17 protein-coding genes and 1 pseudogene are annotated in these 24,496 nt (G+C 66.3%); 12 read left to right on the top strand and 6 right to left on the bottom strand.

The annotated features are described in order from the left end of the window. The first annotated feature begins 35 nt into the window (after positions 1-35). The gene (locus ACOMG5_RS11875) at positions 36-1,415 is read left to right on the top strand and encodes a bifunctional enoyl-CoA hydratase/phosphate acetyltransferase (RefSeq protein WP_420344014.1); all 1,380 of its coding nucleotides are present in this window, start codon (positions 36-38) and stop codon (positions 1,413-1,415) included. Next, entirely contained in the window at positions 1,412-2,575 is a 1,164-nt protein-coding gene (locus ACOMG5_RS11880) for an acetate/propionate family kinase (RefSeq protein WP_420344015.1), read from the top strand. Before ACOMG5_RS11875 ends, ACOMG5_RS11880 begins: the two co-directional genes overlap by 4 nt. Here ACOMG5_RS11880 and ACOMG5_RS11885 read toward each other — a convergent pair. Both ACOMG5_RS11885 and cobT read right to left on the bottom strand, forming a co-directional pair. After that, entirely contained in the window at positions 2,572-4,356 is a 1,785-nt protein-coding gene (locus tag ACOMG5_RS11885; RefSeq protein ID WP_420344016.1) for an aminopeptidase P family protein, read from the bottom strand. The two genes, ACOMG5_RS11880 and ACOMG5_RS11885, sit on opposite strands and share 4 nt — an antisense overlap. Beyond that, on the bottom strand, positions 4,356-6,227 hold the full coding sequence (gene cobT, locus ACOMG5_RS11890) for a cobaltochelatase subunit CobT (protein ID WP_420344017.1): 1,872 nt from the start codon (positions 6,225-6,227) through the stop codon (positions 4,356-4,358). The genes ACOMG5_RS11885 and cobT overlap by 1 nt, the downstream gene beginning before the upstream one ends. Before the next feature lie 160 nt (positions 6,228-6,387). On the opposite strand from cobT, the gene ACOMG5_RS11895 reads away from it, so the two are divergent. Beyond that, the gene (locus ACOMG5_RS11895; RefSeq protein ID WP_420344018.1) at positions 6,388-6,972 is read left to right on the top strand and encodes an NADPH-dependent FMN reductase; all 585 of its coding nucleotides are present in this window, start codon (positions 6,388-6,390) and stop codon (positions 6,970-6,972) included. 27 nt (positions 6,973-6,999) lie between these two features. Here ACOMG5_RS11895 and ACOMG5_RS11900 read toward each other — a convergent pair whose 3' ends face one another. From ACOMG5_RS11900 to ACOMG5_RS11910, 3 genes are read right to left on the bottom strand one after another with little or no spacing between them, the layout of a single operon-like run. Beyond that, entirely contained in the window at positions 7,000-7,401 is a 402-nt protein-coding gene (locus tag ACOMG5_RS11900) for a hypothetical protein (RefSeq protein WP_420344019.1), read from the bottom strand. A 14-nt stretch (positions 7,402-7,415) separates the two neighbouring features. Further along, positions 7,416-8,390: a cobaltochelatase subunit CobS gene (gene cobS / locus ACOMG5_RS11905; protein ID WP_420344020.1), complete on the bottom strand. Its 975-nt coding sequence runs from the start codon at positions 8,388-8,390 to the stop codon at positions 7,416-7,418. 13 nt (positions 8,391-8,403) lie between these two features. Next, positions 8,404-9,393 carry a glycosyltransferase family 2 protein gene (locus ACOMG5_RS11910; RefSeq protein WP_420344021.1) on the bottom strand — a complete coding sequence of 330 codons (990 nt, stop codon included), beginning with the start codon at positions 9,391-9,393 and terminating at the stop codon, positions 8,404-8,406. 105 nt (positions 9,394-9,498) lie between these two features. Here ACOMG5_RS11910 and ACOMG5_RS11915 point away from each other — a divergent pair, with 105 nt between their 5' ends. From ACOMG5_RS11915 to ACOMG5_RS11925, 3 genes are all read left to right on the top strand, one after another. After that, positions 9,499-10,467: a DUF808 domain-containing protein gene (locus tag ACOMG5_RS11915; RefSeq protein ID WP_420344022.1), complete on the top strand. Its 969-nt coding sequence runs from the start codon at positions 9,499-9,501 to the stop codon at positions 10,465-10,467. Positions 10,468-10,600: 133 nt separating this feature from the next. After that, on the top strand, positions 10,601-11,110 hold the full coding sequence (gene ssb / locus ACOMG5_RS11920; protein WP_420344023.1) for a single-stranded DNA-binding protein: 510 nt from the start codon (positions 10,601-10,603) through the stop codon (positions 11,108-11,110). Between the two features lie 186 nt (positions 11,111-11,296). Beyond that, positions 11,297-11,863, top strand: coding sequence for a hypothetical protein (locus ACOMG5_RS11925; RefSeq protein ID WP_420344024.1), 567 nt, complete (start codon positions 11,297-11,299; stop codon positions 11,861-11,863). A 355-nt stretch (positions 11,864-12,218) separates the two neighbouring features. Here the strand turns inward: ACOMG5_RS11925 and ACOMG5_RS11930 are convergent, their stop codons facing one another. After that, entirely contained in the window at positions 12,219-12,428 is a 210-nt protein-coding gene (locus ACOMG5_RS11930) for an SOS response-associated peptidase family protein (RefSeq protein ID WP_420344025.1), read from the bottom strand. Between the two features lie 58 nt (positions 12,429-12,486). Here ACOMG5_RS11930 and ACOMG5_RS11935 point away from each other — a divergent pair. The 6 genes and pseudogenes from ACOMG5_RS11935 to ACOMG5_RS11960 all read left to right on the top strand — a co-directional run. After that, positions 12,487-13,026: pseudogene (locus ACOMG5_RS11935) on the top strand (integrase core domain-containing protein); the annotation flags it as partial. 170 nt (positions 13,027-13,196) lie between these two features. After that, positions 13,197-14,900, top strand: coding sequence for a hypothetical protein (locus tag ACOMG5_RS11940; RefSeq protein ID WP_420344026.1), 1,704 nt, complete (start codon positions 13,197-13,199; stop codon positions 14,898-14,900). A gap of 18 nt (positions 14,901-14,918) precedes the next feature. After that, positions 14,919-20,030: a hypothetical protein gene (locus tag ACOMG5_RS11945; RefSeq protein ID WP_420344027.1), complete on the top strand. Its 5,112-nt coding sequence runs from the start codon at positions 14,919-14,921 to the stop codon at positions 20,028-20,030. Between the two features lie 7 nt (positions 20,031-20,037). Continuing rightward, a complete protein-coding gene (locus ACOMG5_RS11950; protein WP_420344028.1) occupies positions 20,038-21,825 on the top strand; it encodes a hypothetical protein in 1,788 nt (595 codons plus the stop codon). Then, positions 21,822-22,352 carry an SCO family protein gene (locus ACOMG5_RS11955; RefSeq protein ID WP_420344029.1) on the top strand — a complete coding sequence of 177 codons (531 nt, stop codon included), beginning with the start codon at positions 21,822-21,824 and terminating at the stop codon, positions 22,350-22,352. Before ACOMG5_RS11950 ends, ACOMG5_RS11955 begins: the two co-directional genes overlap by 4 nt. A gap of 738 nt (positions 22,353-23,090) precedes the next feature. Next, a complete protein-coding gene (locus tag ACOMG5_RS11960) occupies positions 23,091-24,413 on the top strand; it encodes a D-Ala-D-Ala carboxypeptidase family metallohydrolase (RefSeq protein WP_420344030.1) in 1,323 nt (440 codons plus the stop codon). Positions 24,414-24,496: the final 83 nt, after the last annotated feature.

Genomic DNA, 24,496 nt, shown 5'->3' on the forward strand with positions numbered 1-24,496 from the left:
CTCGCGGATCATGACGCGAGCGCAAGGAGAGCGGGATGATTCTGGAAAGCCTGACCTGGGAAGAACTGCAGCCCGGCATGACCGCCGAGCTGCGGCGGCTGTGTACGGTCGACGATTTCTATGCCTTCGCCGCGGCCTCGGGGAACCACAATCCGGTTCACCTGTCGGACCGCGACGGCGATGGCGACGGGCGCCCCGATGCCACTGCGCCGGGGATGTTCGTGGCCTCGCTGATTTCGGCGGTGCTGGGCAACCTGCTGCCGGGGCCGGGCACGCGCTACCGGGCGCAGACGCTGGAGTTTCACGAGCTGGTCTCGGCCGGAGACGAGCTCATCACCCGCATCACCGTGAGCGACAAGGACCCCGATGGCACGGTGGCGCTCGCCACCGAAGTGCGGCGGATCGCGGATGACAAGGTCGTGCTGAGCGGGGCCGCGCGGGTCTCGGCGCCGCCGGTGAAGCTCCGGTTCGACGATGTGGAGGTGCCGGGGCTGGTGGTGCAGCGCCACCGCCATTTCGATGCGATGATCGAACAGGCCGAGGCGCTGCCCGATCTGCTTACAGCAGTGGTTTGCCCGGAGGAGGAGCAATCTCTGGGCGGCGCGCTCCTGGCGGCGGAGCGGCACCTGATCGCCCCGATCCTGATCGGCAATGCCGACAAGATCGCCGCTATCGCGCGCGGCATGGGCAAGTCGCTCGCGGGCTGCGAGGTGATCGCGACCGGATCCGACGAGGAGGCCGCGGCCTGTGCCGTCGATCTGGTGAATGTGGGCCGCGCGCATGCGGTGATGAAGGGGCATCTGCATACCGATGCGCTGCTGCATCCGATGCTGGACCGGGCCCGTGGCCTGCGGATCGGGCGGCGGTTCACCCATGTGTTCGTGATGGATGTGCCGGGGGTGGAGCATCCGCTTCTGGTTACTGATGCTGCGATCAATATCGCGCCCGATCTCGCGACCAAGGTCGATATCGTACAGAACGCGATCGACCTCGCGCTCTCGCTCGGGATCGAGATGCCGAAGGTGGGCGTGCTGTCGGCGGTGGAGACGGTGAACCCCGCGATCCCATCCTCGATCGACGCGGCGCTGCTTTCGAAAATGGCCGAGCGCGGCCAGATCCGCGGCGGCATGGTGGACGGGCCGCTGGCGATGGACAATGCGGTCGACCTCGGTGCCGCGCGCACGAAGGGCATCAAGAGCGCGGTCGCGGGCCGGGCCGAGGTGCTGGTGGTGCCCGGGATCGACGCGGGCAACATGCTGGCCAAGCAGCTGGCCTATATCAGCCATGCCGAAGGGGCGGGGCTGGTGCTGGGCGCGAAGGTGCCGGTGATCCTGAATTCACGCTCCGACAGCGCCAAGGCGCGGCTCGCCTCCTGCGCCGTGGCCGCGATCCACCATCACCGGAGCACGCAATGAAGGCGATCCTGACCGTCAACTCCGGCTCCTCCTCGCTGAAGCTCGGGCTGTTTGCCGAGGATCTCTCGACGCTGGCCATGTGCCATGTGGACCGCATCGGCCGGCGCGAGGCGGCGATGAAGATCCATGATGCCAAGGGCCGCGGCCTGCCGATGCCTGACCATGCGCCGAAGGCCTTCGCCACCAATACCCAGGCGCTGCGTACCGCGTTGGAAGTGTTCCGCGCGGATTTCCCGGGGCTGGAGGTGGTGGTGATCGGGCACCGGGTGGTGCATGGCGGCATCAGCCATGCCGCGCCGGTGCGCCTCGATGAGGAGACGATGAAAGACCTCGCGCGCCTCGCCCCCTTCGCGCCGCTGCACCAGCCGCACAACCTCGCGGGCGTGCGGGCCGCGGCGGAGCTGTTCCCGGGCACGCCGCAGATCGCCTGCTTCGATACCGCCTTTCACCGTGGCCATGATTTCGTGAACGATACCTATGCGCTGCCGCATGCCTATTATGCGCGCGGCGTGCGGCGCTATGGCTTCCACGGGCTGAGCTACGATTATATCGCGGGCGAGCTTGCGCGCACGGAGCCTGCGCTCCATGCCGGGCGGGTGGTGGTGGCGCATCTGGGCTCGGGCGCCTCCATGTGCGCGATTTCCGGCGGCCGGTCGGTGGATTCGACCATGGGCTTCTCGGCGCTCGATGGCCTGCCGATGGGCACCCGCAGCGGCCAGATCGACCCGGGCGTGCTGCTCTATATGCTGCAGAACGAGGGCATGGATGCCGGCCAGCTGACCGACCTGCTCTATAAGCAATCCGGGCTGCTCGGCATGTCGGGCGTGTCGAACGACATGCGCACGCTGGAGGGATCGGACGATCCGCATGCGGCCGAGGCGATCGCCTATTTCTGCCACCGGATCCGGCGCGAGATGGCGGCGCTCGCGGCCTCCATGGGCGGGCTCGATGGCGTGGTGTTCTGTGGCGGGATCGGCGAGAACTCGGCCCCTGTGCGCGCGCAGGCCTGCGCGGGCATGGACTGGCTCGGCCTGAGCATCGACGCCGCCGCCAATGCTCAGGCCGCGCGCGATATCGGCGCCGGGCGGGTGCGGGTGCTGGTGATCCCGACGAACGAGGAGATCATCATCGCACGCGCCGCGAAGCAGGTGATGGGCTAGATCGGCGCGCAGGCCCGGTCCAGCCAGGCCAGCGCCTCCGGCCCGACGAGCGGCCCGATCCGGGTGCGCACCTCGGCATGATAGGTGTTGAGCCAGCCGCGTTCCTCTTCGGAGAGGAGCGCGGGGATCACGAGGCGCGTGTCGAAGGGCACCCAGGTGAGGTTGCGCAAGCACAGCATCCGGCGCTGCATGTCGCCCAGCGGCAGCGCGGGCTCCACCAGCACCAGGTTCTCCAGCCGGATGCCGAAGGCGCCTTCGCGGTAATAGCCCGGCTCGTCCGACAGGATCATGCCCGGCACCAGCGGCACCTCCGACACGCGCGAGAGCCGCGCCGGCCCCTCATGCACGCAAAGCGCCGCGCCCACGCCATGGCCGGTGCCGTGGTCGTAATCCAGCCCCGCAGCCCAGAGCGGCGCGCGCGCCAGCGCATCCAGATCGCGCCCGGCAAGCCCCCGCGGCCAGCGCGCGCGGGCGATGGCGATGGTGCCGCGCAGCACCCGGGTGAAGGGCTCGCGCGCGGCCTCCGGCACCGGGCCCACGGCGACGGTACGGGTGATGTCGGTGGTGCCGTCGATATACTGGGCGCCCGAATCCACCAGCAGGATCTCTCCGGGCGTGACCGGGCGGTTGGTCTGTTCGTTGACCCGGTAATGCACGATCGCGCCATTCGGGCCCGCGCCGCAGATCGTGTCGAAGCTGATGTCCATCAGCGCATTGGTCGCGGCGCGGAAGCCTTCGAGCGCGCGCACGACGTCGATCTCGGTCAGCCCGCCGTTCGGGGCCTCCCGGTCCAGCCAGCTGAGGAACTCGACCATGGCCGCGCCGTCGCGCAGATGCGCGGCCTCCATCCCGGCGATTTCGGCCGGGTTCTTCTGCGCCTTGGGCAGGATGCAGGGATCCTCCCCCGCCAGGGCCTCCGCCCTGATCGCATGCCAGACGGCAAGGGGCGCGGAGCCCGGATCCACCTGCACCCGCCCGGTGAGCGCCGCGAGCGCCGCGGTGAAGCCCGCGATGGGATGGAGCGAGACCTCCGGGCCCAGAGCCGCCGCAATCTCCGGGCCGGCCTTCGCCGGATCCACGAACAGATCCACCCGGCCATCGCGGTGCAGCACCGCGAAGCCCTGTACGATCGGGTTGCGCGGCACATCGGCTCCGCGGATGTTCAGCAGCCAGCAGATCGAATCCGGCAAGGTGATCACGGCCGCATCGGCCGCCAGCGCGGCGCCAAGGCGGCGGCGCTTCTCGGCGCTGGTTTCGCCTGCGAATTCGGGCGGGTGCAGCCGGATCGGGGCCGCGGCCGGGGCAGGGCGGCCGGGCCAGACCGCATCCACCAGGTTCGCGCATTCCACCAGCGCGATCCCGGATCCCTCCAGCGCGCGGGCGATCTCTTCGATCTGTGCGCGGGTATGCAGCCAGGGATCGAAGCCCACGCGCCCGCCATCGGCCAGGGCCTCGCGCAGCCAGGGGCCGGGCTTCACCTCGGGCCAGTCCACCGGGGTATAGGCCGCAAGGTCCACCTCCGCGCGCACCTGTACCCGGTAGCGGCCATCCACGAACACACCCGCGCGCGCCGCGGTGGCAATACAGAACCCGGCCGATCCGGTGAAGCCGGTAAGCCAGGCGAGGCGGGCGTCAGCTTCAGTTACGTATTCGCCCTGCCAGGCATCGGCGCGCGGCACGATGAAGGCATCGACGCCCGCTTCCGCCATGGCGGCACGCAGCGCGGCCAGCCGCGCGGCCCCGGTCTCGGGCGAGGTTTTCGCCGAAAAATCCTGAAACATCAGCGTGCCGTCCGCCCAAGAGCCCGCGCCCGCGCGCGCGGATCCGCGTCAAACAGCGAGGCAAGCTGCTCCGTCATCGCGCCCGCGAGCTGCTCCACATCGGTGATCGTCACCGCGCGCTGATAGTAGCGGGTCACGTCGTGGCCGATGCCGATCGCGATCAGCTCCACCGCCTTGCGCCGCTCCACCATGGCGATCACGTCGCGCAGGTGCTTTTCCAGAAACACCGCCGGATTGACCGACAGCGTGCTGTCATCGACCGGGGCGCCATCCGAGATCACCATCAGGATCTTGCGCGCCTCGGGCCGCCCGAGCATGCGCCGGTGCGCCCATTCCAGCGCCTCGCCGTCGATGTTCTCCTTCAGCAGGCCTTCCTTCATCATCAGCCCGAGGTTCGAGCGCACCCGCCGCCAGGGCGCATCGGCGGATTTGTAGATGATGTGGCGCAGGTCGTTCAGCCGCCCCGGCGATTGCGGGCGCCCCTGCGCGAGCCATTTCTCGCGCGACTGGCCGCCCTTCCAGGCGCGGGTGGTGAAGCCGAGGATCTCGGTCTTGACCGAGCAGCGCTCCAGCGTGCGCGCCAGCACATCGGCGCAGATCGCGGCGATGGAAATCGGGCGGCCGCGCATGGAGCCCGAATTGTCGAGCAGCAGGGTCACCACCGTGTCGCGGAACTCGGTGTCCTTCTCGATCTTGAAGCTGAGCGGTGTCGTCGGGTTCGCCACCACGCGCGCGAGCCGCCCGGCATCGAGCGTGCCTTCCTCGCGGTCGAATTCCCAGCTGCGGTTCTGCTGCGCCTGCAGGCGGCGCTGCAGCTTGTTGGCAAGGCGGCTCACCGCGCCCTTCAGCGGCTCCAGCTGCTGGTCCAGATAGGCGCGCAGGCGCTCGAGCTCCACCGGCTCGGCCAGATCCTCCGCGCGGATCTCCTCGTCATATTCGGTGGTGAACACCCGGTAGAGCGGATCGGCGGCCGACGCCGGGGGCGGCGCGGGCGGCTCGGGCGGGCTGTCGGACTGCGGCATGTCGACTTCCTCGCCGAGGTCGTCGTCCGTGGTCTCGTCCATCGTGGCCGCGGCCTGCTTCTGGTCCTGCTGCTCCTCCTGCGAGCGCTCGGAGGAGGCGTCGCTGTCCTCCTGCTCCTCCTGGGACTGGTCCTGCTGGTCGCCGGTCTCGGGGTCGTTCTCGGCGTCCTCGTCGTCGGCCTGATCGTCCATCTGGTCGTCCGGGTCCTCGCCCAGCTGGTCGCCATAGCCGAGATCGGAAATCACCTGCCGGCTGAGCTTGGCAAAGGCCGTCTGGTCGGCCAGCAGCGCCCCCACCTGATCGAGCGCGCTGCCCGCCGATTGCTCGAGGAACGGGCGCCACAGATCGAGCACATGATCGGCCCCCGCGGGCAGCTTGCGCCCCGTGGCCATCTCGCGCACCAGATAGCCCGCCGCCACCGCCAGCGGCGCCTCGGACTGGCTGCGCATCTGGGCATAGCCGCGCCGCTCCGCCTCCTGCGCGATCTTGGCGTCGATATTGGTGAGCGTGCCCGGCATGTCGCGCGCGCCCAGGGCCTCGCAGCGCGCGCTCTCCATCGTCTCATAGAGCGCACGCGCCATCTCGCCCTGCGGCAGATAGCGGTTTGCCACCGATGCATCGTGGTGGCGCTGGCGCAGTGCCAGCGCATCCGCCGTGCCCCGGGCCAGAAGCACCTCCTCGCGCGTCATCCGCCGGCTCACCTGCGGCAGGCGCATCGTCTCGCCCGAGAGGCCCGCCGGATCGACCGAATAGGTCACGGTCAGCTCCGGGGCATGGGCAAGCGTTTTCGTCGCCTCGGCGAGGGCGCGTTTGAACGGATCGGCGGGGTTGTCGGCGGGCTTCTTCATGGCTCAGGTAAAGCACCCCGCACCGCGCCGGGCAAGGGGCATCGCGCCCGGATCGCACCGCCGCGGTGCAGCGGCGCGCAGAAACTTTTCTCGCCTTGTCACGTTGCGGGTCTATCTTCGGCGCATATCAATGGCCCGGCATGGGCGAGGGAGTACGGATATGAGTGACAAGCTGAACATCGCGATCATCATCGGATCCACGCGGGCTGCGCGCTTCGCAGACAAACCCGCGGCCTGGTTCTTCGATTTCGCGAAAAAGACGCACCCGGAGGTGAATTTCGAGCTGGTGGACCTGCGCGATTTCAACCTGCCGCTGTTCGACGAGGCGGCCTCGAACGCCTGGGTGCCGTCGAAATCGCCTGAGGCCGTGGCCTGGCAAAAGAAGATCGGCGGGTTTGACGGCTACATCTTCATCACCGCCGAATACAACCATTCGATGACCGGATCGCTGAAGAACGCGCTCGATCAGGCCTATGTCGAATGGGGCAAGAAGCCGATGGGCGCGGTGGGTTACGGCGGCGTGGGGGCCGCGCGCGCGGTCGAGCATCTGCGCCTCGTGGCGGTGGAGCTGCAGATGGTGCCGGTGCGCAATGCCGTCCATATCGGCGGCGGCGATTTCTTCGCGGTCTCGCCCCTCGGCAAGAACGGCGACATGGCGGAGATTGCGGCCCATCTGGAGGGCTCGGCCAAGGCGCTGCTGGGCGATGTGATCTGGTGGGGCAACGCTACCAAGGCCGCGCGCTGAGCCATGCCTCCGAGGCGCGTCCGGGCTTTACTGGGCGCGCCGCAAGAAGGGCTCGACCATGGTCCAGCATTGGGCAAGCCCGCCGCCCGCGCCTTCGGGGCCGGAGGCCTTCGCGCCGAAATCCAGCATGCCGCTCTGGCCCATCAGCGATTTCGCATCGGCGGCGCCGCGGCTTTCGGCGCGCTTCAGCGGGAAGCCCAGGCTCCAGCCCTTGGTGCGGGTTTCGGCCTCGGCCATCAGATAGGCGTCGATCTTGGGCGAAATCACCGAGACCATGCCCGGATCGAGCTCGCGCAGCTTGCTCAGCATTCCCGCGCAATAGGCGAGGTCCTCGCCGGTATAGGCGGCATCGAGCGTGGGCGTGGGGGCCTGCGCCGGCGCAGCCTCCTGCTGGGCCGTGGCCAGCGCGGGCCACAGCAGCAGGAGCATCGTCAGGGCAGCTCTCATCTTCCGGCGATCACCGCCGCCGATTCCGGCAGTTCCTCGTCGAACAGGCGCTGGTAGAACTCGGCCACGGTGGAGCGCTCCAGCTCGTCGCATTTGTTGAGGAAGGTCAGCCGGAAGGCATAGCCGATGTTGCGGAAGATCTCGGCGTTCTGCGCCCAGGCGATCACCGTGCGCGGGCTCATCACCGTGGACAGATCGCCCGCCATGAACGCCTGCCGGGTCAGAGCTGCCACATGCACCATCTGGTTGATCTGCTTGCGGCCTTTCTCGGTGTTGTAATGCGGCGCCTTGGAGAGCACGATCGCCACTTCGGCATCGTGGCTCAGGTAGTTCAGCGTCGCCACCAGCGACCAGCGGTCCATCTGGCCCTGGTTGATCTGCTGGGTGCCGTGATAGAGGCCGGTGGTGTCGCCCAGGCCCACGGTGTTCGCGGTGGCGAACAGGCGGAAATACGGGTGCGGCGTGATCACCTCGTTCTGGTCCAGCAGCGTCAGCTTGCCGTCGGCCTCCAGCACGCGCTGGATCACGAACATCACATCGGCGCGCCCGGCGTCATATTCGTCGAAGATGATCGCGGCCGGGTTGCGCAGCGCCCAGGGCAGAATCCCCTCCTGGAACACCGTCACCTGCTTGCCGTCGACCAGCTTGATCGCATCCTTGCCGATCAGGTCGATCCGGCTCACATGGCTGTCGAGGTTCACTCGCACGGTGGGCCAGTTCAGCCGCGCCGCGACCTGCTCGATATGGGTGGATTTGCCGGTGCCGTGATAGCCCTGGATCATCACGCGGCGGTTGTAGGCGAAACCGGCCAGAATGGCGAGCGTGGTATCCTGATCGAACTTGTAGGTGTGGTCCAGATCCGGCACCCGGTCGGTGCGGTCGGCAAAGCCCTTGACCTTCATGTCGCTGTCGATGCCGAAGACCTCGCGCACGTCGATTTCTTCGGTGGGTTTCGCAGTGGTATCGAGCATGGCGAATATCCTTTCAGCGCTTGCCTAGCCTTTTGGACCATCGCCAGAAGCGGTGCAAGAGGGCGCGCGCGCGCAGGGGCTGCCGCGCGGGCGCCGCGCCCGGGCGCGGCGCGAGCCGGGTGACGGAGCGATCGAGATACCGGCTCCGCCGTGGCACCCCGCGCAGCCGCCCTCGCAGCGTGGCGATTTCGGCCTGCAGCCGGGCCTGATAGCCGGGGGCCATCGGGAAGCTCGCGTCGTCCATATCGACCTTGTCGAAGAAGTCGAGGTCGCGCAGGCGGTCGGCGCGGGTGGCGCGGCCGCGCGCCATCTTCTTGTGGATGAATTCCGCGCGCGATTTGATGATGTAGTGGCGCAGCCGCGCCACCCCCCAGACATAGGATTTCGCAAGCCCGCTGCTCTCGGCCACGCGCAGCGGCGCGCCCGCGCTGTCGACGCTGCGGAAGCCCTCGCGCGGGACCGGGTGATGCGGGTTGTCGAAGCCGCGGATCGCGCCTGTGCGCACGATGGATTTGTAGTAGCGGTTCATGCCGCCGGCCTTGGCGGTGCCGCGCTCGAACCGGGCCGTCACCGTGCCGCGCCCGGCGCTCTCGCGCCCGGAGGAGCCGAAGACCAGCCAGTTCAGCGCCACCACCCCCACATCCGCAGGCAGCGCCCTGAGCCAGTCTTGCAGCGGCGGCTGCCCGGGCATCGGCTCGATAAATTCATCGGCGTCGATCAGCGCGAACCATTCCGCCTCCGCGCCATGCGTATGCAGGATTTTGGTATAGGCCGGGAGCTGCGCCGCGACCGGCACGGGGAAGGGGATATGGGTGATCACCCCCGCCTGGTCCAGCGCCGCCAGAAGCTCCGTGGAGCCATCGTCGCTCAGATTGTCGCAAATATAGATCGCCTCGATGCCCAGCAGCCGGTGATGCGCGATCCATTCCAGGATATAGGGACCTTCGTTGCGGAAGATGGCGCCAATCGCGAGCGGCACGCGGGCAGGCAGGGACAATGGCATCGACAGGTCCTGAAATGTTCCGATATTGCGCGTTTATAGCCCGAGTCGGCGCCGATTGTCAGCGCTGTTCCTAGAGGTTACGCTGACGGAAACGGAGAGGTGCATATGAGTGGTTTGCTCGCGCTGCTGGACGATGTGGCGGGGATCGCCAAGATCGCGGCGGCTTCGGTCGATGATGTGGCGGGGCAGGCCGCGAAGGCGGGGGCGAAGGCTGCGGGCGCGGTGATCGACGATGCCGCGGTCACGCCCAAATATGTGCATGGCTTTGCCGCCGCGCGGGAATTGCCGATCGTGGGCAAGATCGCGCTCGGCTCGATCCGCAACAAGCTGCTGATCCTCCTGCCGCTGGCGCTGCTGCTTTCGGCCTTCGCGCCCTGGGCGATCACGCCGCTGCTGATGATCGGTGGCGCCTATCTGTGCTTCGAGGGGGCGGAGAAGGTCTTTCATGCGCTGGTCCCGCATGCGGCGCATGAGGAAGGCGCCGAGACCGGCAGCGCGGAGCATCTGGAGCAGGCCAAGGTCGCGGGTGCAGTAAAGACGGATTTCATCCTCTCGGCCGAGATCATGACGATTGCGCTTGCCGCGCTGCCGCAGGGCCAGCCGCTGTGGATGGAGGCGCTGGTGCTCGCCGTGGTCGGCATCGGCATCACCGCGGCGGTTTATGGCGGCGTGGCGCTGATCGTGAAGATGGACGACATCGGCCTGTGGCTCGCGCAGAATGCGCGCTTCGGCCTGACGCGCAGCTTCGGGCGCGGGCTGGTGCGGGCGATGCCGGTATTCATGCGGGTGCTCACGGTGGTGGGCACGGCGGCGATGCTCTGGGTCGGCGGCAATATTGTGCTGCATGGCGCGGCCGCCACCTTCTGGGCCGCGCCCTATGACGCGATCCACCATCTGGCGGAGGCGGCCGCGCACCGGGTTTCCGCGGCATGGGCGCCGGCGGTCTCCTGGGCGGTGACGGCGCTGTGCGACGGCATTTTCGGCATCGTCTTCGGCTGCGTGCTGATCCCGCTGGCGCTTTATGTCGTCAATCCGCTGATCGGGCTCCTGCGCCGGGCGCCTGCAGGGCATTGAGGCCGCCCGCGCGGGATTTCGGCGTTGACACTCCGCGCTCGCCTGTGGTCTCAGCAGCCCAGAGCATCCGCGCGCCGGTTCCGGCCGCGCGGGCTGTCCAGAACGGAACGCACGACCGGAGAGGATGTCGGATATGGCAGGATCGGTGAACAAGGTCATTCTGGTGGGCAACCTGGGGCGCGACCCCGAGGTGCGTACCTTTGCGAACGGCGGCAAGGTGTGCAACCTGCGCATCGCCACCTCCGAGACCTGGCGCGACCGCGCCTCGGGCGAGCGCAAGGAGCGCACCGAATGGCATTCGGTCGCAATCCTGAACGAAAACCTGGCGAAGATTGCGGAGCAGTACCTGCGCAAGGGCTCCAAGGTCTATATCGAAGGCCAGCTCGAAACCCGCAAATGGCAGGACCAGTCGGGCGCCGACCGCTATTCGACCGAAGTCGTGCTGCGCCCGTTCCGCGGCGAGCTGACGCTGCTTGACGGCCGCGAGGGCGGCGGTGGCGGTGGCGGTGGCGGCGCATCGGGCGGCGGCTATGGCGGCGGCGGTTACGACGACGGCCCGTCCTATGGCGGCGGGGCCTCCTCGGGCGGCAGCCAGAGCGGCGGCGCTGGCCGCGGCGGCTTCGACGACGAAATCCCGTTCTAGGCCGGAACGCAGCAGATTTTGTAAAATTTCCTGTGCTAGAGCGCTGTTTTACAGCGCTCTTTTTCTTGACAAATTCGTCGTCGCTCTACAGCTTGCTGTTAGGTTAGGGCGGAACGCTGATTCTTGTCAAAAAACACCCGAAACCCATATGCAGTACGATGGGCGAAATTCGCCGACGGAGAGCGCATGCCGTTTCTCGTCCGTGTGGCGACGGGCCTACCGCTGCAATCGGCGACATACTGGATCGTATCGAAGCGCCGCCCCTCAGGAAGTCAGCCGAATACGCTGCACAATGATCTTCGGGCGCTGATGTACCTGTATCTCTGGGCAGACGCCCGCGGCGTAGACCTGCAAGAGCGTTTCGAATCCGGGGCACTTCTCACGCTGACCGAAGTCACCGACCTCGACACTTTCTGCGGGCGATATCTCAAAGAAGCCTTGGTGGAACTGCCCGGGCAGACAAGCGGCGTTACGCGCCTCGAGCTCCAGAGCTCCCAGGCACGCCGCCGCGCGGTCAATCTCCTCGAAAAGCGGCACCGGCTCACGGCTATTCACTCCTTCATCGAGCACACAAGCGCCGACCACCTCTCCCGCCTCAACCTCTGGCCTGACAGATGGAGCCACTACAACAGCGTCCGCGACAACTGCCTCCAATGGATTATGTCCCGATATAAGGGAATAAAGAAGCCGCAACGCAATGATGTTGGCGCTCGGGAAGGGCTCGCGGAAAAGGAAATCATACAGGCACCATAGGATTGCGGTTGCGGGCCCGCCAGAAATAGTCGCGTTGGTATAATGACATAAGGCCGAGAGGTCAGTGATGGCCAAGACCGGGCGCTGGGTCAATGGGGTTGAGCGGCAGAGAGCGCCGGGTCGCTAACCGACGTCTGGATGGCCGCTACATCCGAGCCTTTCAACATCTGCCGAACCGCCGTGGCGGTTATGATCTTGCTGCACGGCGTCTGAGCGGCCGCTTCGACGCATGCCGCCGGACAGCACCTGTGATGATCGACTGGCCGGTTAGGGCCGTCTTGCGTCGGCCGATGGAGTCGATGCGCGGTTCGCTCCCAGACAGGTGGCGACCGCCGTTCGGCGCAGAGTCCACCGCTTACAGATCGTCTACGGCGGCGGCATCCGCCGTGATCCCGATCCCCTCACAGACAATCTGCATTCGATCAGAGGGAAACGGTCGCAGGAGACGCGCAGCATCCTCGGCGCTGCCAGCGAGCCAGGTGTCATAATCCTGCTCGTCCAGGATCACCGGCATCCGTGTCGGATGCACTGGCTTGACCAGATCGTTGGCCGTTGTCGTGACCATCGTATGGGTCAGCCAATCGCCAGCCTCACCGTCGATGCCTGGCTGCCCCGCGCGCCAGAAAGTGCAGACTGCTGAGGGAAAGCTATTTCTGTTCGTCGGCATCGACCGCACAAGCAAGTTTGCCGTGACCCAGCTCGTCGATAAGGCGGATAGGAAGACGGCCTGGGAGTTCCTGCAACACATGCTTGAAGCAGTGCCCTATCAGGTCCACACCATTCTCACCGACAACGGCATTCAGTTCGCCGAGCAGCCGCGGAATCGTAACACCATCTCTTCCCGGCCCATGCGCTTCGACATGATCTGCGAGGCCAACGGTATCGAGCACCGCCTCACGAAGCCAAACCACCCTTGGACCAATGGCCAGGTCGAGCGGATGAACCGCACGATCAAAGACGCAACGGTAAAACGCTTCTATTACGAAGACCACAACCAGCTCCGCACCCATCTCGCCGACTTCATGGACGCTTACAATTTCGCCCGGCGGCTCAAGACCCTCGGCGGCCTCACGCCTTATGAATACATCTGCAAGATCTGGACATCCGAGCCAGACAGATTCATTCTCAACCCGATCCACCAGATGCCGGGACTGAACACCTAAGATCTTCCTCTCGGCAATCGCCCTCGCAGCAACCGTCATCTACTGGTTATGAATCCTGACCCTAGAGAATCAATGATTTTTGTGTAATATGTTTCTTAAAGAATACGCTTTTCTGCTGCATTTTCTCTGACTCGGTCCAGTGTTTTTCCATCTGTTGAGTGAGGTCGATAATGCTAAGACCTTCGTTTTTCGCCATTGCTTTTCTGATTGCACCCGGCATTTCGCTTGCCGAGCAAGGCAAGGCCCCTGTCGACGGTGGCCCGATGGACTGTGCGGCTTTGCAGTCCGCTGCACCTGATGGTGGCGGGCGCACGATCTGTGCCGATGTCGTGGCGATGGATCAGATGCTGGTCTATAACCGTTTCGGTTCTTTCAACCCCTTCGGGATGATCTTCGCGCTTCGGCGAGATGTCGTGCCGATGGAGACGCCGATCCTTGCAGCAACGGCTGAAGATTGCGATTCCCGCTTGGGCACCGAAACGGTGACGGGCGCTTTGCAGGCGGGGCAGGTGCGGCTGAAGGACTGCAAGCGGCCTCGACCGATGGTGCTGCGCGCCAATGTCGGCGATACGTTGCACATCCGCCTGACGAACCTGCTGCTGCCAAACCAGCCTGATCTGTCGTCGAGTTTCTGCCGTAATAACGATCAGCGCGGGCAGGACTGGACCAATGTCCGGCCTCATGTTTCCGACAGCGAGACCGTGACGCTTGGCGATGCGCTTTGTCCTTCGGCCGGGCCGTCGGCCGAAGCCGAAGAGCCGGATCAGAACTGGCCCCGCAGCCGCGGTCTGAATTTTGCGGTGCAGGGGTTGCAGGCCTTTGCGCCCGAAGGCCAGGTTGTCGACGCGGCCTGTCTGGGGCTAAGGGCTGTTCCCGCGAACACCCCGATCAACTGCTATTATCGGATCGAGCGCGAGGGGCCTTTTTTCCTGACCTCGACCGCCGCGCCTTCGGGGGGCGAGGGCGACGGCGGGTCGCTGACCCATGGGCTGTTCGGTGCTGTGGTCGCGCAGAAGGCGGGCACCAGTTGGTATCGCAGCCAGCTTAGCCCCGCCGCTTTCGAGGCATTCCGCGACCGTCTGACCAGCCTGGGCAAGTTGGTGGAAGCGGCATCGGGTGCCTTTGATCTGACCGCCTATGACACGACCGTTGACCAGAACGGCATTCCGGTTCTGGGCTTTCTGCAGTCGCGGGGCGGCACGGCCTATGAGATCGTGCATTCCGATCTGAACGCGGTTGTCGCCAACCCGGCCCATGCCGATGATCCGCGCGAAGGCGACAAGAAGCCCCCGGCGGCGTTCCGCGAATTCTCGGTTTTCTTTCATGACGAGCTGAAAAGCTTCTATACCCGCAATTTCGAGGAGCTGGCGAATTTTTCCCAGCTTGCCGGGGCGCGTGACGGGTTTGCGATCAACTATGGCGCCTCGGGCATGGGCACCGTGCTTCTGGCCAACCGCAAGGGCATCGGTCCTTCGGCCAATTGCGCCGAGTGTTTTTACGAGGAATTCTTCCTCACCTCATGGGCCAATGGCGATCCTGCCCTGTTGGAACAATATTCGGACGACCCGTCTAATGTGCATCATTCCTATCTGAATGATCCGGTGGTGTTTCGGAATTTCCATGCCGGGCCCAAGGAAACACATGTGTTTCACCTGCATGCCCATCAGTGGTTCGCAGGCAATGATGCCGGACGGGGGGCGTTTCTGGACAGCCAGACGGTCGGTCCGCAACAGGCCTTCACCTATGATATCGACGGTGGCCGGATGGAGGTCTATCACCCCGCCGCAGCCGACCGCCCCGGCTGGATGGAGGTTCTGGGGTCCGGGAACCGCAACCGGACTGTGGGGGATTCGATCTTCCATTGCCATCTTTAACCGCATTTCGCGCAAGGCATGTGGGAGTTGTGGCGCGTTCATGACGTGATCGAGGATGGAACGCGTAAGCTGCCCGACGGTCAGCAGAAACCAGGCCTGTCGCTGGAACAACAGGTTCTGGACGATGGAACGCCTGCGCCGGTGCTGCGGCGAACAGGTTCGGTGGATCGCCTGACCGGTCAGCAGATCGAACCGTCCGGGCGGCGCGACGCGCTTGGCACGCCGATCCCCGGACTGGTGCCGCTGCCCGGAGAGCCATGGCCGCTTCAACCCAGCTATGCCTCGGCTGATGCGGCCGAGGGGGCTGAAATCGACGCCTTTCCCGGCTATCCGTTCTATATTCCAGGCCAGCCCGGCCACCGTCCGCCACAGGCGCCGATGGATCTGGCACGTCGGATCGCGGCTGATGGCAACAGCCTGACCGATGAGGTGATGGATGGCGGCCTGCCGCGGCATGTGGTGACGGATGCGGCCACCCGCGTTCTGCCCTTCGATATCTCCAAGGCGGAACCGAAGCTGGCCTCGGCTGACCGGCACGAACGTGAGACCGCCCAAGCGCAGATCGTGGCCAAGGCGCTGGCGCTTGGCGACATGACGATGAAGCTGGAAACGGCCCCGCTTGAGTTGATCGACTATAACGGCTCGCCGTTGGAACGTGCGGCGATGCGGTTCCATTCCGACGGCGAGGGGCTGACGCTGAGGACGGTGGACGGTCGCAGCGTGTCGCAGCAGGGCGACGGGCTTTATCGTCCGGCGGGGGCGGCGAAGGGGTTTGCAGTCAACGGCTCGGCCCCGAAACCGGGTGCGCCCTTTGCCGATCCCTGCGGCAGGCCGCGCGGCATCGCCGGGGTCCAGCCGGGCACGGAATGGCCGCCGCTGCTGGCTGAACTGGCGGATCCGCTCTGGCGCTTCGGCAGGGCCGAGGACCGCCCGATTGCCCCGACACCGGGCTTTGTGGGCTTCCGCCGCTATGAGGCCTCGGCGGTGCAACTGGATCTGGTGACTAACCGTGCGGGCTGGCACGATCCACAGGCGCGGATCAATGTGCTGACATCGCAAGCGGCGCTTTACAAGGATGGCGCCGCCGTCACGGGTGACAGGCGCCTGCGCCGCTGGCCTGTTGCCGATGATGCCCGCCCCGATGTCTGGGCGCCGGTGGTGTCGGCGGATGAGGCACCGTTCTTCTTCCGCGCCGTATCGCGCGAATGCATCGAGTTCCGCCATCGCAACGAATTGCCGCATGTGTTGGAGCTTGACGATTTTCAGGTCCGCACTCCGACCGATACCATCGGCCAGCATATCCATCTGGTGAAATTCGACGTGACTTCGTCGGACGGGTCGTCGAACGGCTGGAACTATGAGGACGGCACCTTCGCCCCTGATGAGATCGCCCACCGCATCTGCGCCGCCAAGGCCGCCGGGATGGAGACCGTCCCGACAGGCAGCCGCAACGGCAGCCTGCAATTGGGCGAGGTCGAGGGGCTCTGCGAGGGCGGCCATGTCAGCCCCCGCTATGCCGACCGCATCTGGCGATTGCCATCCGATACCGACGCGACGCGCGATCTGTTCCAGACCACGGTGCAACGCTGGTTCGCGGATCCGATCCTGTCGCAGACTGGCATGACGGTGAACGAATCGCCTGAACAGCCGTTCGACCGCACGTTGCGCACCGTTTTCAGCCACGATCACTTTGGCCCGTCCTCGATCCAGCAGCACGGCTTTTACACCGCCCTGATCGTCGAACCCCGCACGGCCCGGATCTGCGATCCTGCAAACCTCGACAGTTGCGAAGCCCTGCGGCCCGACAATGATGCGGGCCTGCGCGTTGCGACCGCGAACCATGTGGGCGACCGCAAGTCGATCCGCGACATGGGCGCGCTGGACGATCAGGATCAGGATTACCGCGAATTCGCGCTGGCTGTCGCCGATTTCGCGCTGCTCTATGATCCGCGCGACCGTATCGGCGGGCGGGCGGCTGATATCACCGCCGCAGCCGGTCGCCATGACTGGACCACGCGGATGCCATCGGACCATGGAAAGGGCATGGCCGCGCTGTTCTGCGAGGGTCTGAACCCCGCAGATCCCGCCCGCTGCGAGACTGAAAGACCCGATGAGCCGGTCCTGATCCCCGCCAGCATCGCGGCGGGCTATCACCCGCAGCATCGGGCCGACCTGATCCCGGGGCTGCTGGACCGATCCGAAATCGCCCTGCGCTTCGCGGATGATCAGCATCCGACCGGCGCGCTGACCCTGGGCGATCACCTGCTGCGCTGGCGGCGGATGGCTGCGGGCTATCAGCCACATGATGCGGATGCGCCACTGGCCCGCCCGGTCGCGGCGCCCGACCGACCCGAAAGCATCTCGGTCGATCATCACGACCCCTATCTGCTGAACTATCGGGGTGAGCCGATGCCCCTGCGGCTGGGCACCAGCACCCGCGCGGGCGACGATTGCAGCCTGATCCCGATTGCGGACTGGCTTGACCCGCTGGTCGAGGGCGCCACCCAACGCTGCGAGATCAGCATGCAACGCCCGCTGCCCGAGGGTGAATCCGCCAATGTCTTCGTCTCGGCCGGCGAGGTCGCCCATGGCGATCCGGCCCTGCCGCCCCTGCGTGTGAACGAAGGCGACCGGGTGATGATCCGTCTGGTGCAGGGCGCGCAAGAGGTGCAGCACGCCTTCACGCTGGAGGGCATGACCTTCCCCCGCAACATGGACCACATTTTCCCCTCGGCCATGATCCCGCTGGATAATCGGTTGAACAAGGGGACGCTGGCTGCCGCCTGCTGGGATTTCTATACGGCCTCGGGCGGGCACGCGCGCGATTATCGTGAATGGGCGCGGCAGGAACCCGTCACCGACGCGCCGTTCTGGCAGGATTACAAAAAGATGCTGGCCCAGTGCTTCAACGCCGAGGGCCGGATCTCGACGCAGGAAGTCGGTATTTCGGAACATTTCGAGTTCAAGGGAGCCTATGTCGCGGGCAGCAATATCGGCGCGCGTTCCATGTTCCCGGCAATGGCAGCTTCGGCCAATGCCAAGATGGCCGCCGAAATCCAGCGACTGCGCCCACACGGTGACACTCTGCTGCATTTCGGATCGGTGGATTCGCTGTGGAACGGCGCGTGGACCTTCCTGCGCGTGTTCGACCAGCCTGAACCCGTGTCGCGCCTGCAAAGAAACCCCGAGCCGGTCGAGCCAAGCGACGCCGAACCGGCACGCGCGATCCGCGAGGCGCTGACCGGTCAGCCCGAGGATGTCAGCGATCAGGCAAAAGAAGCGGCCAATGACTTGCTGGCATCGCTGAATATCGACAAGCCCCTGCCTTTCGGCGGCGAAACGCCGGTCGCGCTGATCCCGCCCGACATGTGCCGCGGAACCGCCACGGTCGAGGCTGTGGTGGCGGCGGTGTCTGCGCGGCGTGCCTTTCCAAGCAGCGGCGGCACGGGCTATTCGGACAGGCTGACGGACCCGGACGGCCTGTTCCTTGCGCTGATCGACCCGGCCAACCTGCCCGAGGCCCGGCGCACCAATCTTCCCGGCGCGACCGAGGGTGAGGTTCTAGCGGCGATCCGTGGCTCTTATGACCGGCCCGAGCCGCTGGTGCTGCCGTTCAGGGCGGGTGAATGTCTCAGGGTGCAATGGGTCAACCTGCTGGTGCCACACGCGCGCAATGCCAGCACGGTGATGCAGGGGCTGATGGATCACTATGGTGATGCCAGAATGCCGGGCATCACCTCGCTTGATGTGGATCGCGATTCTGACAGCCCATGGGCGCATGATGTGCGGCCATCGGCCCGTTTCGCGGTCTCGCTGGCGCTGCCGGTGATGGGCGATATGCGCAGCCTGCCAAATCCCTTCGGGATCAACGCGGGCCCGGCACTGGCGGCGGCATCGGGGCGGGAGGATCAACCCTTGCAGGCCTATTCGCCCGATAATCTGAACGGCCAGATCACCACCATCGACTATTACGGCGGTCAGGTCATCGTGCCACGCGGCAAGTCGGAACTGGAGGCCTTGACGACGCTGTTTGCCCCCACGACCTGGGCCGAGGTGCAGTCGCTGGACGCTGCCGCGCAGGACGATTTGATCGCCGCCCTGCTGGCCGACAGAAACCTTGACCAGCCCGGCCTTGTCGCCCCGGCGGCGGATCTGATGCGGAACCTTTTGCCCGCCACACCCGGCGAAACCCCCGAACAGGTTCTGGATCGCGTTGCCGCCGATATGGCCAGCGGTCCGCTTTTGCAGCGCAAGCGGGCCGAGGATACGGTCAGCCTGCTGGCCGCCTCGCAGGTGCATTTCATTCCCTATGCATATGGCGCGATGCCGATCCGGGCGACCGGCGATCTGGTCCAGCATGTCCTGCATGGCATGAACGGTGCCGTGCTGGTGATGCCGAAAGACGCCGAGGTGACGGAATCGGGGATCGAACGGCGCGTTGATGGTGCGCGGACGCTGCTGGTCCGCGCGCACGACGGGGACGAGCGGCTGCCGACCTGGGTCACGCGGATCACCACCAACGACCCGGACGAGCAGTCACATAGCATCCGTCAGTTCACGCTGTTCTGGCAGGATGGGCTGAACTTCCGCCAGAACGGCACACCTGTCCCCGATTGCCGGGTCTGTGGCGACAGCTATGACCGGGGCGAGGCCGGGGTGAACATGAAAAGCGAACCGTTCTTCGTGCGTCTTGCCCGCGCTGGCCACTCTACGACGATGGAGACCGATCTGAACGGGATTGATTTCGGTCCCGATTTCTTCCGCCTCGCCCCCAACGAGATTCCCGACGCGACCCCCATGCCGGTCCTGCGGGCAGAGGAAGGCGAGGAAATCACCATCCATGTCGTCCATCCCGGCGGCCGGGCGCGGCAGCGCGCCTTTGCGACCATCGGGCAGGATTACGAGGATCTGTTCCACGGCTTCGGCTTCCCGCGCGCGGCGCTGCTGGCGCCGGGCAAGACGGTCACGGCGCAACTGCTACACAAGGCGGTTCCCGGTTGCTATCTGTGGTTCGACGGTCCGACCACGCTGCGCGCCGGAGGCACATGGGGGCTGCTGGACGTGGTCAGCACGGGCGCAGGGCCGCAGGAAACAAGCTGCCGACGCGATGCGTCCCTGCCAAGCAAGTAGGTGGGCGATGAACCCGCTGCGTCCGGCACTCCTGTCGCTGATGATCGCCGCCGCGCCCGCGCTGGCGCAGGATGACCCGCCTGCAACTGATGACAGCGCCCTTCAGATGGTGCTTCATCTGTCCGATCCGGTCACCGGGCAGGCGGCCCAAGCGCAGGCGGACAGTCCGGTTCGCCTGACGGTGCGGTTCACCGATGTCGTGACCGGCGCGCCGCCACGGGGGCTGTCACCGCGCTTTTTCGCCCGGCCCGCCGCCCCCGGCATGTCCACCTGCGAGATGGCGGGGCGCGCTTTCCTTGCGACCGGGCGCACCCCGGCGGGGGCCACGGGTTTCGTCAGCCCGCTCTTGGCCTATCTGGTCGAGGACGGCGCGGTCGGCGTCGCCGATCCGCGTCTGAACCTGCAAAGCGCCAATATGATCGCGGCGTTGCGCCCGTCTTCCCCGCCCGCCGACATCCTTGCCGATCCGGCGCAGGGGCGGCTGATCCTGTCGCAACCCGAAACCCGAGAGGTCGTGGCCATGCCCGTCACCGGCGGCGCGGCGCAGGTTCTGGCGTCGGACCTTGCCGACCCGAGGGATCTGGCGCTCTGGCCCGATGGCATCGCGGTGGGCGTGAACGGCGGTGTTGCGGTGATTGCCACCGATAGCACGGTGCAGCGCCATGCGCTTGGTGCCGGGCCGGGACGGCTGCGCGGGCCGCTGGCCTTTACCGGCGACGGGGTTACGCTGCTGGACGGTGCCCGTCTGGACCTTGGTCCGCTGGCCGATGCGACGCCCGCAGGACCGGGGGCCGTCCTGTCGGTCGCCCCGGATGCCGATACCGCGCGGCTGACCTATACCGATGCGCCGCAGCAGCCGCTGACCATTCCGCTGGGCCGCAGGTTTTCGCGGCTGGATGCGGATCAGGCCGGGCGTGTCGCGATCGCCTGGACGCCGGGGGATGGCGCCTTCGTGCTGATTGATCTGTCGCTTGGGCAGGTGGTGCAGGCGGCCTCGCTGGACCCAGGCTCGACCTTGGCCGAGGTGCTGATGACCGGCGACCGCATTCACCTGCTGTCGGTCGATGGCGGCTTTGTCGGGTTGATCCAGAAAAGCAGCATCGCCCCCGGCCGCTCGGTCGAGCTGTCGCGGGTGATGCTGGGCGGGGCGGGTCCGCTGCCGCAGGGCCATGCCGCGCCGCGGCTGATGGTGCCCTTGGGGCCGCAGGGGCCGGTCGTCGCGATCAGCACGGCGGCTGAAACGGCCTTTGTCATCGACCCGATGCTGGCACTGAACGGCCAGCCCGCCAGCGACGGCACCCGGCTGCGGGGCGGCAGGCCGCTGCGGCTGACCGCCTATCCGCGCGACTTCACCGAAATCGAGACCGCCCGCTTTCAGACGGTCTGGGCCTTTGCCGCCGGCGAATGGGAGCTGGTCGTGACCACCGGTCCGCTGGGCATCACCCGCTGCCTACCGTTCACGGTCAACGGGCCGCGTGCGGCGCTGGCCCTGCCGGTGCGGGTGATCGCGCTGCCCGACCGGCTGCGCCCGGGGGTGGATACGGTGATCGCACTGCAACTGATCGACGATAGCGGCGCGCCCCTGCCGGTCCCGCCACAGCTTCCGTTACGGGTGGGGTCGCTGCAATCGGGCTGGCGCCTTGATACCGAGGCCCGCGCCACCGGCGCCGGGAATATGACAGTGTTAATCCGCCTGCCGCATGCGGGGCCATTCACCGTGGTTCCGGCGGCACTGCCGCCCGGCATGGAACTGCGCGGCGGCGCCAGCCTTCAGGCAGAGGAAACCGCACCATGAGCCATGCCCCTTGCACTGCCGCCCTGCTGGCCCTGATGCTGGCCGGTCCGGCCCTGTCGTCCGACTTCGACCGGATGCGCTTCACCCCGCCGGATGTCACGCTGACGGACGGGCGCCAGCAGCCGCACCCTTTGCCGGATCTATTCGCCACCAAGCCGGTGGTGATGACCTTTTCCTATACGACCTGCGCGTCGATCTGCCCGATCGGCAATGCCGTCATGGCCGAGCTTGACGACATGCTGGGACCGGATGTCAGCATCCTGACGGTAACCATCGACCCCACGAATGATACGCCCGCCCAGATGGCGCGGGCGGCGGCGGAATTCGGCGCCTCGGATCGCTGGTTGTGGCTGACCGGAGATCGGGACGATATCGGCAGGCTGCTGCGCGCGGTCGGCGCGCCCGAAGGCCCGTTGGAGTTTCACGACCCGATCTTCGTGATCTGGTCGCCCGGCTCCCGCCGCATCCATCGCAGCCTGTCGATCCCCGAACCGGCCGAGATCGCCGCGCTGTTGCCTCCGGCGTAATCGTGGCGGGATGGCGATGCGCATGGCCCTGATCGCTGCAATCATCGCACTGCCTGCCTCTGCCGATCCCGGTCTCTATACCGGGCAGGACGGGTCGGGCAGCCTGTCGCGCTTTCCCTGTCACAGCTGCCACGGTCGCGACGGTCGCGGCGGGATCGAGGGCACCGCGCCCGATCTGGTGGCGCTTGCGGGGCGCTATGACGCGCCGTCGCTGCTGCGGGTGCTGGCCGAGGGCGTGGCCTCGGATGGTCGCGCATTGTCGCGCAGTATGCCGCGGTATCGCGATGTGACCGAGGATCAGGCGGCGGGCCTGCTGCGAGAGATCGACGATCTGCCGCGCCGCGACCGCATTGGCATCAGCCCCGATAGGGTCATTTTAGGGGTCATTGCTGACGGCCCGGATGATCCCTATCCGGCGATGCTGGATTCCGCGCTTTCGCGCGCGTTGTCGGGCGCGCGACTTTACGGGCGCGGGATCGTTCTGCAGCGCTTTGTAAGCGCCGAACAGGCGGCTGAACAGGCGCTGGCCCTGATCGGACCGCCGTCAGGCGCAGAAGCCGCTGCGATCAGCGCCGGGCTGCCGGTGCTTTTCCCCCGCGCGTCGCTGGAGGGCGACGAGGATCCGACGGTCCGTCGCTTCAGAGGGGCACCAATGGCCGGGATAGGTCACTGCATATCGGCCTCGATTTCGTCAACACCCAGACCTATTCGGGTTGGGACGGACGCCTTTTCGGATGCGTGTCGGATTCCGAGCGGATGCAGATCATCGCCGAGACCCAGGGCTATACCGCCCGAGCGCTGCACAACCAGCAGGCCACCCGTGATGCCGTTCTGGCGGCCATGGCCGTGGATGCGGAACAGTTGGTCGAGGGGGATCACTATCTGCTGACCTTCGCCTGCCATGGCGGGCTGATCACCGATTTCAACAATGACGAGGACGATCAGCACGACGAGGCGCTGTGCCTTTACGATTACATGCTGGCCGATGACGAGATGTTTCTGGAGTTGGCCCGCTTCAAACCCGGCGTCCGGATTCTGACGGTGATCGACAGCTGCAATTCCGGCACGATCGTCCGCAAGGGGATGCCCGATCCCTTCGCGCCGCCGACCTCGGTCGGACTGGTGCGGGCCATGCCGCGCGATGTCGCGGACCGGGTGAACGCCGATCACATCAACGACTACAAGGCTCATGCCACCCGATACCAGCAGATCCGCGAGGATGTCGTTCACGGGCCGATGGGGCCGCTCCGCGCCTCGCTGATCCATCTGGCGGCCTGTCAGGACGATCAGAGCGCGCTGGAAATCAACGGTGGCGGTCGGTTCACCCGTGCCTTGGGCGAGGTCTGGGCGAATGGCGCCTTCACGGGCGATCATCCGACATTTCTGAACCAGATCCGAGATCGGCTCAGCGGCTATCAGGTGCCGAAATACACCACCTATGGCCCGGATGATGCGGCCTTCGTGGCGCAGATCCCGTTCACGCTACGCTCTAACCCGCGCGGCAATCCGGTGGTCGTGGCGGTCGAACAGTCCAAGGGCAAGACCGGCGTGCCGGTCGGCGCCCGCGATCCGTTGCCGAAGGAACCCGCGCCCGCCGTGTCGGGGTTCCAGACGGGGGGGGCGGGGCCGGGCGATCCGACAGCGCTTCTGGCCTGGCTCGCGGCGCTGAAACTGACGCATTTCGCCGCCGAGGAGTTTCTGGCCATGGGCGGGCCGAACGCACCGGACGGTTCCTGCGCCGGGCTTAACACGCTGCCCCCGCCCGAGCTTTGGCCGAATATCGAGCCGACGGCGCGGGTGCTGGACCGTCTGCGCGGCAGGTTGGGCCGCCCGGTGCTGATCATCTCGGCCTATCGCAACCCGGATTATAACGCCTGTATGGGGCGCGGCGAGGACAGCGCGCATCTGCGGTTTGCAGCGGTGGATTTCATGGTTCAGGGCCAGTCGCCCGCCGTGGCCGGGGCCGAACTCTTGCAGATGCGCGACATCGAAGGATTGTTCGAAGGCTCGGTCGTAGTGCACGACAAATATGTGCACTTGGATACGGCTCTGATGATGTGACCGCCCCCCGACGGCATCTCTGTGCCAAGGTGGGTCTGCGATGATCCACAAAGGAGGACGGTCATGTCGGAGATTATCACGGT

This window comes from Paenirhodobacter sp. (assembly GCF_041916475.1).
In the GTDB taxonomy this organism is placed as follows: Bacteria; Pseudomonadota; Alphaproteobacteria; order Rhodobacterales; family Rhodobacteraceae; genus Rhodobacter.

Excerpts from the sequence above, each read along its gene's own strand:
- ACOMG5_RS11875 (WP_420344014.1), top strand. The coding sequence starts at position 36 with ATGATTCTGGAAAGCCTGACCTGGGAAGAACTGCAGCCCGGCATGACC.
- ACOMG5_RS11880 (WP_420344015.1), top strand. The coding sequence starts at position 1,412 with ATGAAGGCGATCCTGACCGTCAACTCCGGCTCCTCCTCGCTGAAGCTC.
- ACOMG5_RS11885 (WP_420344016.1), bottom strand. The coding sequence starts at position 4,356 with ATGTTTCAGGATTTTTCGGCGAAAACCTCGCCCGAGACCGGGGCCGCG.
- cobT (WP_420344017.1), bottom strand. The coding sequence starts at position 6,227 with ATGAAGAAGCCCGCCGACAACCCCGCCGATCCGTTCAAACGCGCCCTC.
- ACOMG5_RS11895 (WP_420344018.1), top strand. The coding sequence starts at position 6,388 with ATGAGTGACAAGCTGAACATCGCGATCATCATCGGATCCACGCGGGCT.
- ACOMG5_RS11900 (WP_420344019.1), bottom strand. The coding sequence starts at position 7,401 with ATGCTCCTGCTGCTGTGGCCCGCGCTGGCCACGGCCCAGCAGGAGGCT.
- cobS (WP_420344020.1), bottom strand. The coding sequence starts at position 8,390 with ATGCTCGATACCACTGCGAAACCCACCGAAGAAATCGACGTGCGCGAG.
- ACOMG5_RS11910 (WP_420344021.1), bottom strand. The coding sequence starts at position 9,393 with ATGCCATTGTCCCTGCCTGCCCGCGTGCCGCTCGCGATTGGCGCCATC.
- ACOMG5_RS11915 (WP_420344022.1), top strand. The coding sequence starts at position 9,499 with ATGAGTGGTTTGCTCGCGCTGCTGGACGATGTGGCGGGGATCGCCAAG.
- ssb (WP_420344023.1), top strand. The coding sequence starts at position 10,601 with ATGGCAGGATCGGTGAACAAGGTCATTCTGGTGGGCAACCTGGGGCGC.
- ACOMG5_RS11925 (WP_420344024.1), top strand. The coding sequence starts at position 11,297 with ATGCCGTTTCTCGTCCGTGTGGCGACGGGCCTACCGCTGCAATCGGCG.
- ACOMG5_RS11930 (WP_420344025.1), bottom strand. The coding sequence starts at position 12,428 with ATGGTCACGACAACGGCCAACGATCTGGTCAAGCCAGTGCATCCGACA.
- ACOMG5_RS11940 (WP_420344026.1), top strand. The coding sequence starts at position 13,197 with ATGCTAAGACCTTCGTTTTTCGCCATTGCTTTTCTGATTGCACCCGGC.
- ACOMG5_RS11945 (WP_420344027.1), top strand. The coding sequence starts at position 14,919 with ATGTGGGAGTTGTGGCGCGTTCATGACGTGATCGAGGATGGAACGCGT.
- ACOMG5_RS11950 (WP_420344028.1), top strand. The coding sequence starts at position 20,038 with ATGAACCCGCTGCGTCCGGCACTCCTGTCGCTGATGATCGCCGCCGCG.
- ACOMG5_RS11955 (WP_420344029.1), top strand. The coding sequence starts at position 21,822 with ATGAGCCATGCCCCTTGCACTGCCGCCCTGCTGGCCCTGATGCTGGCC.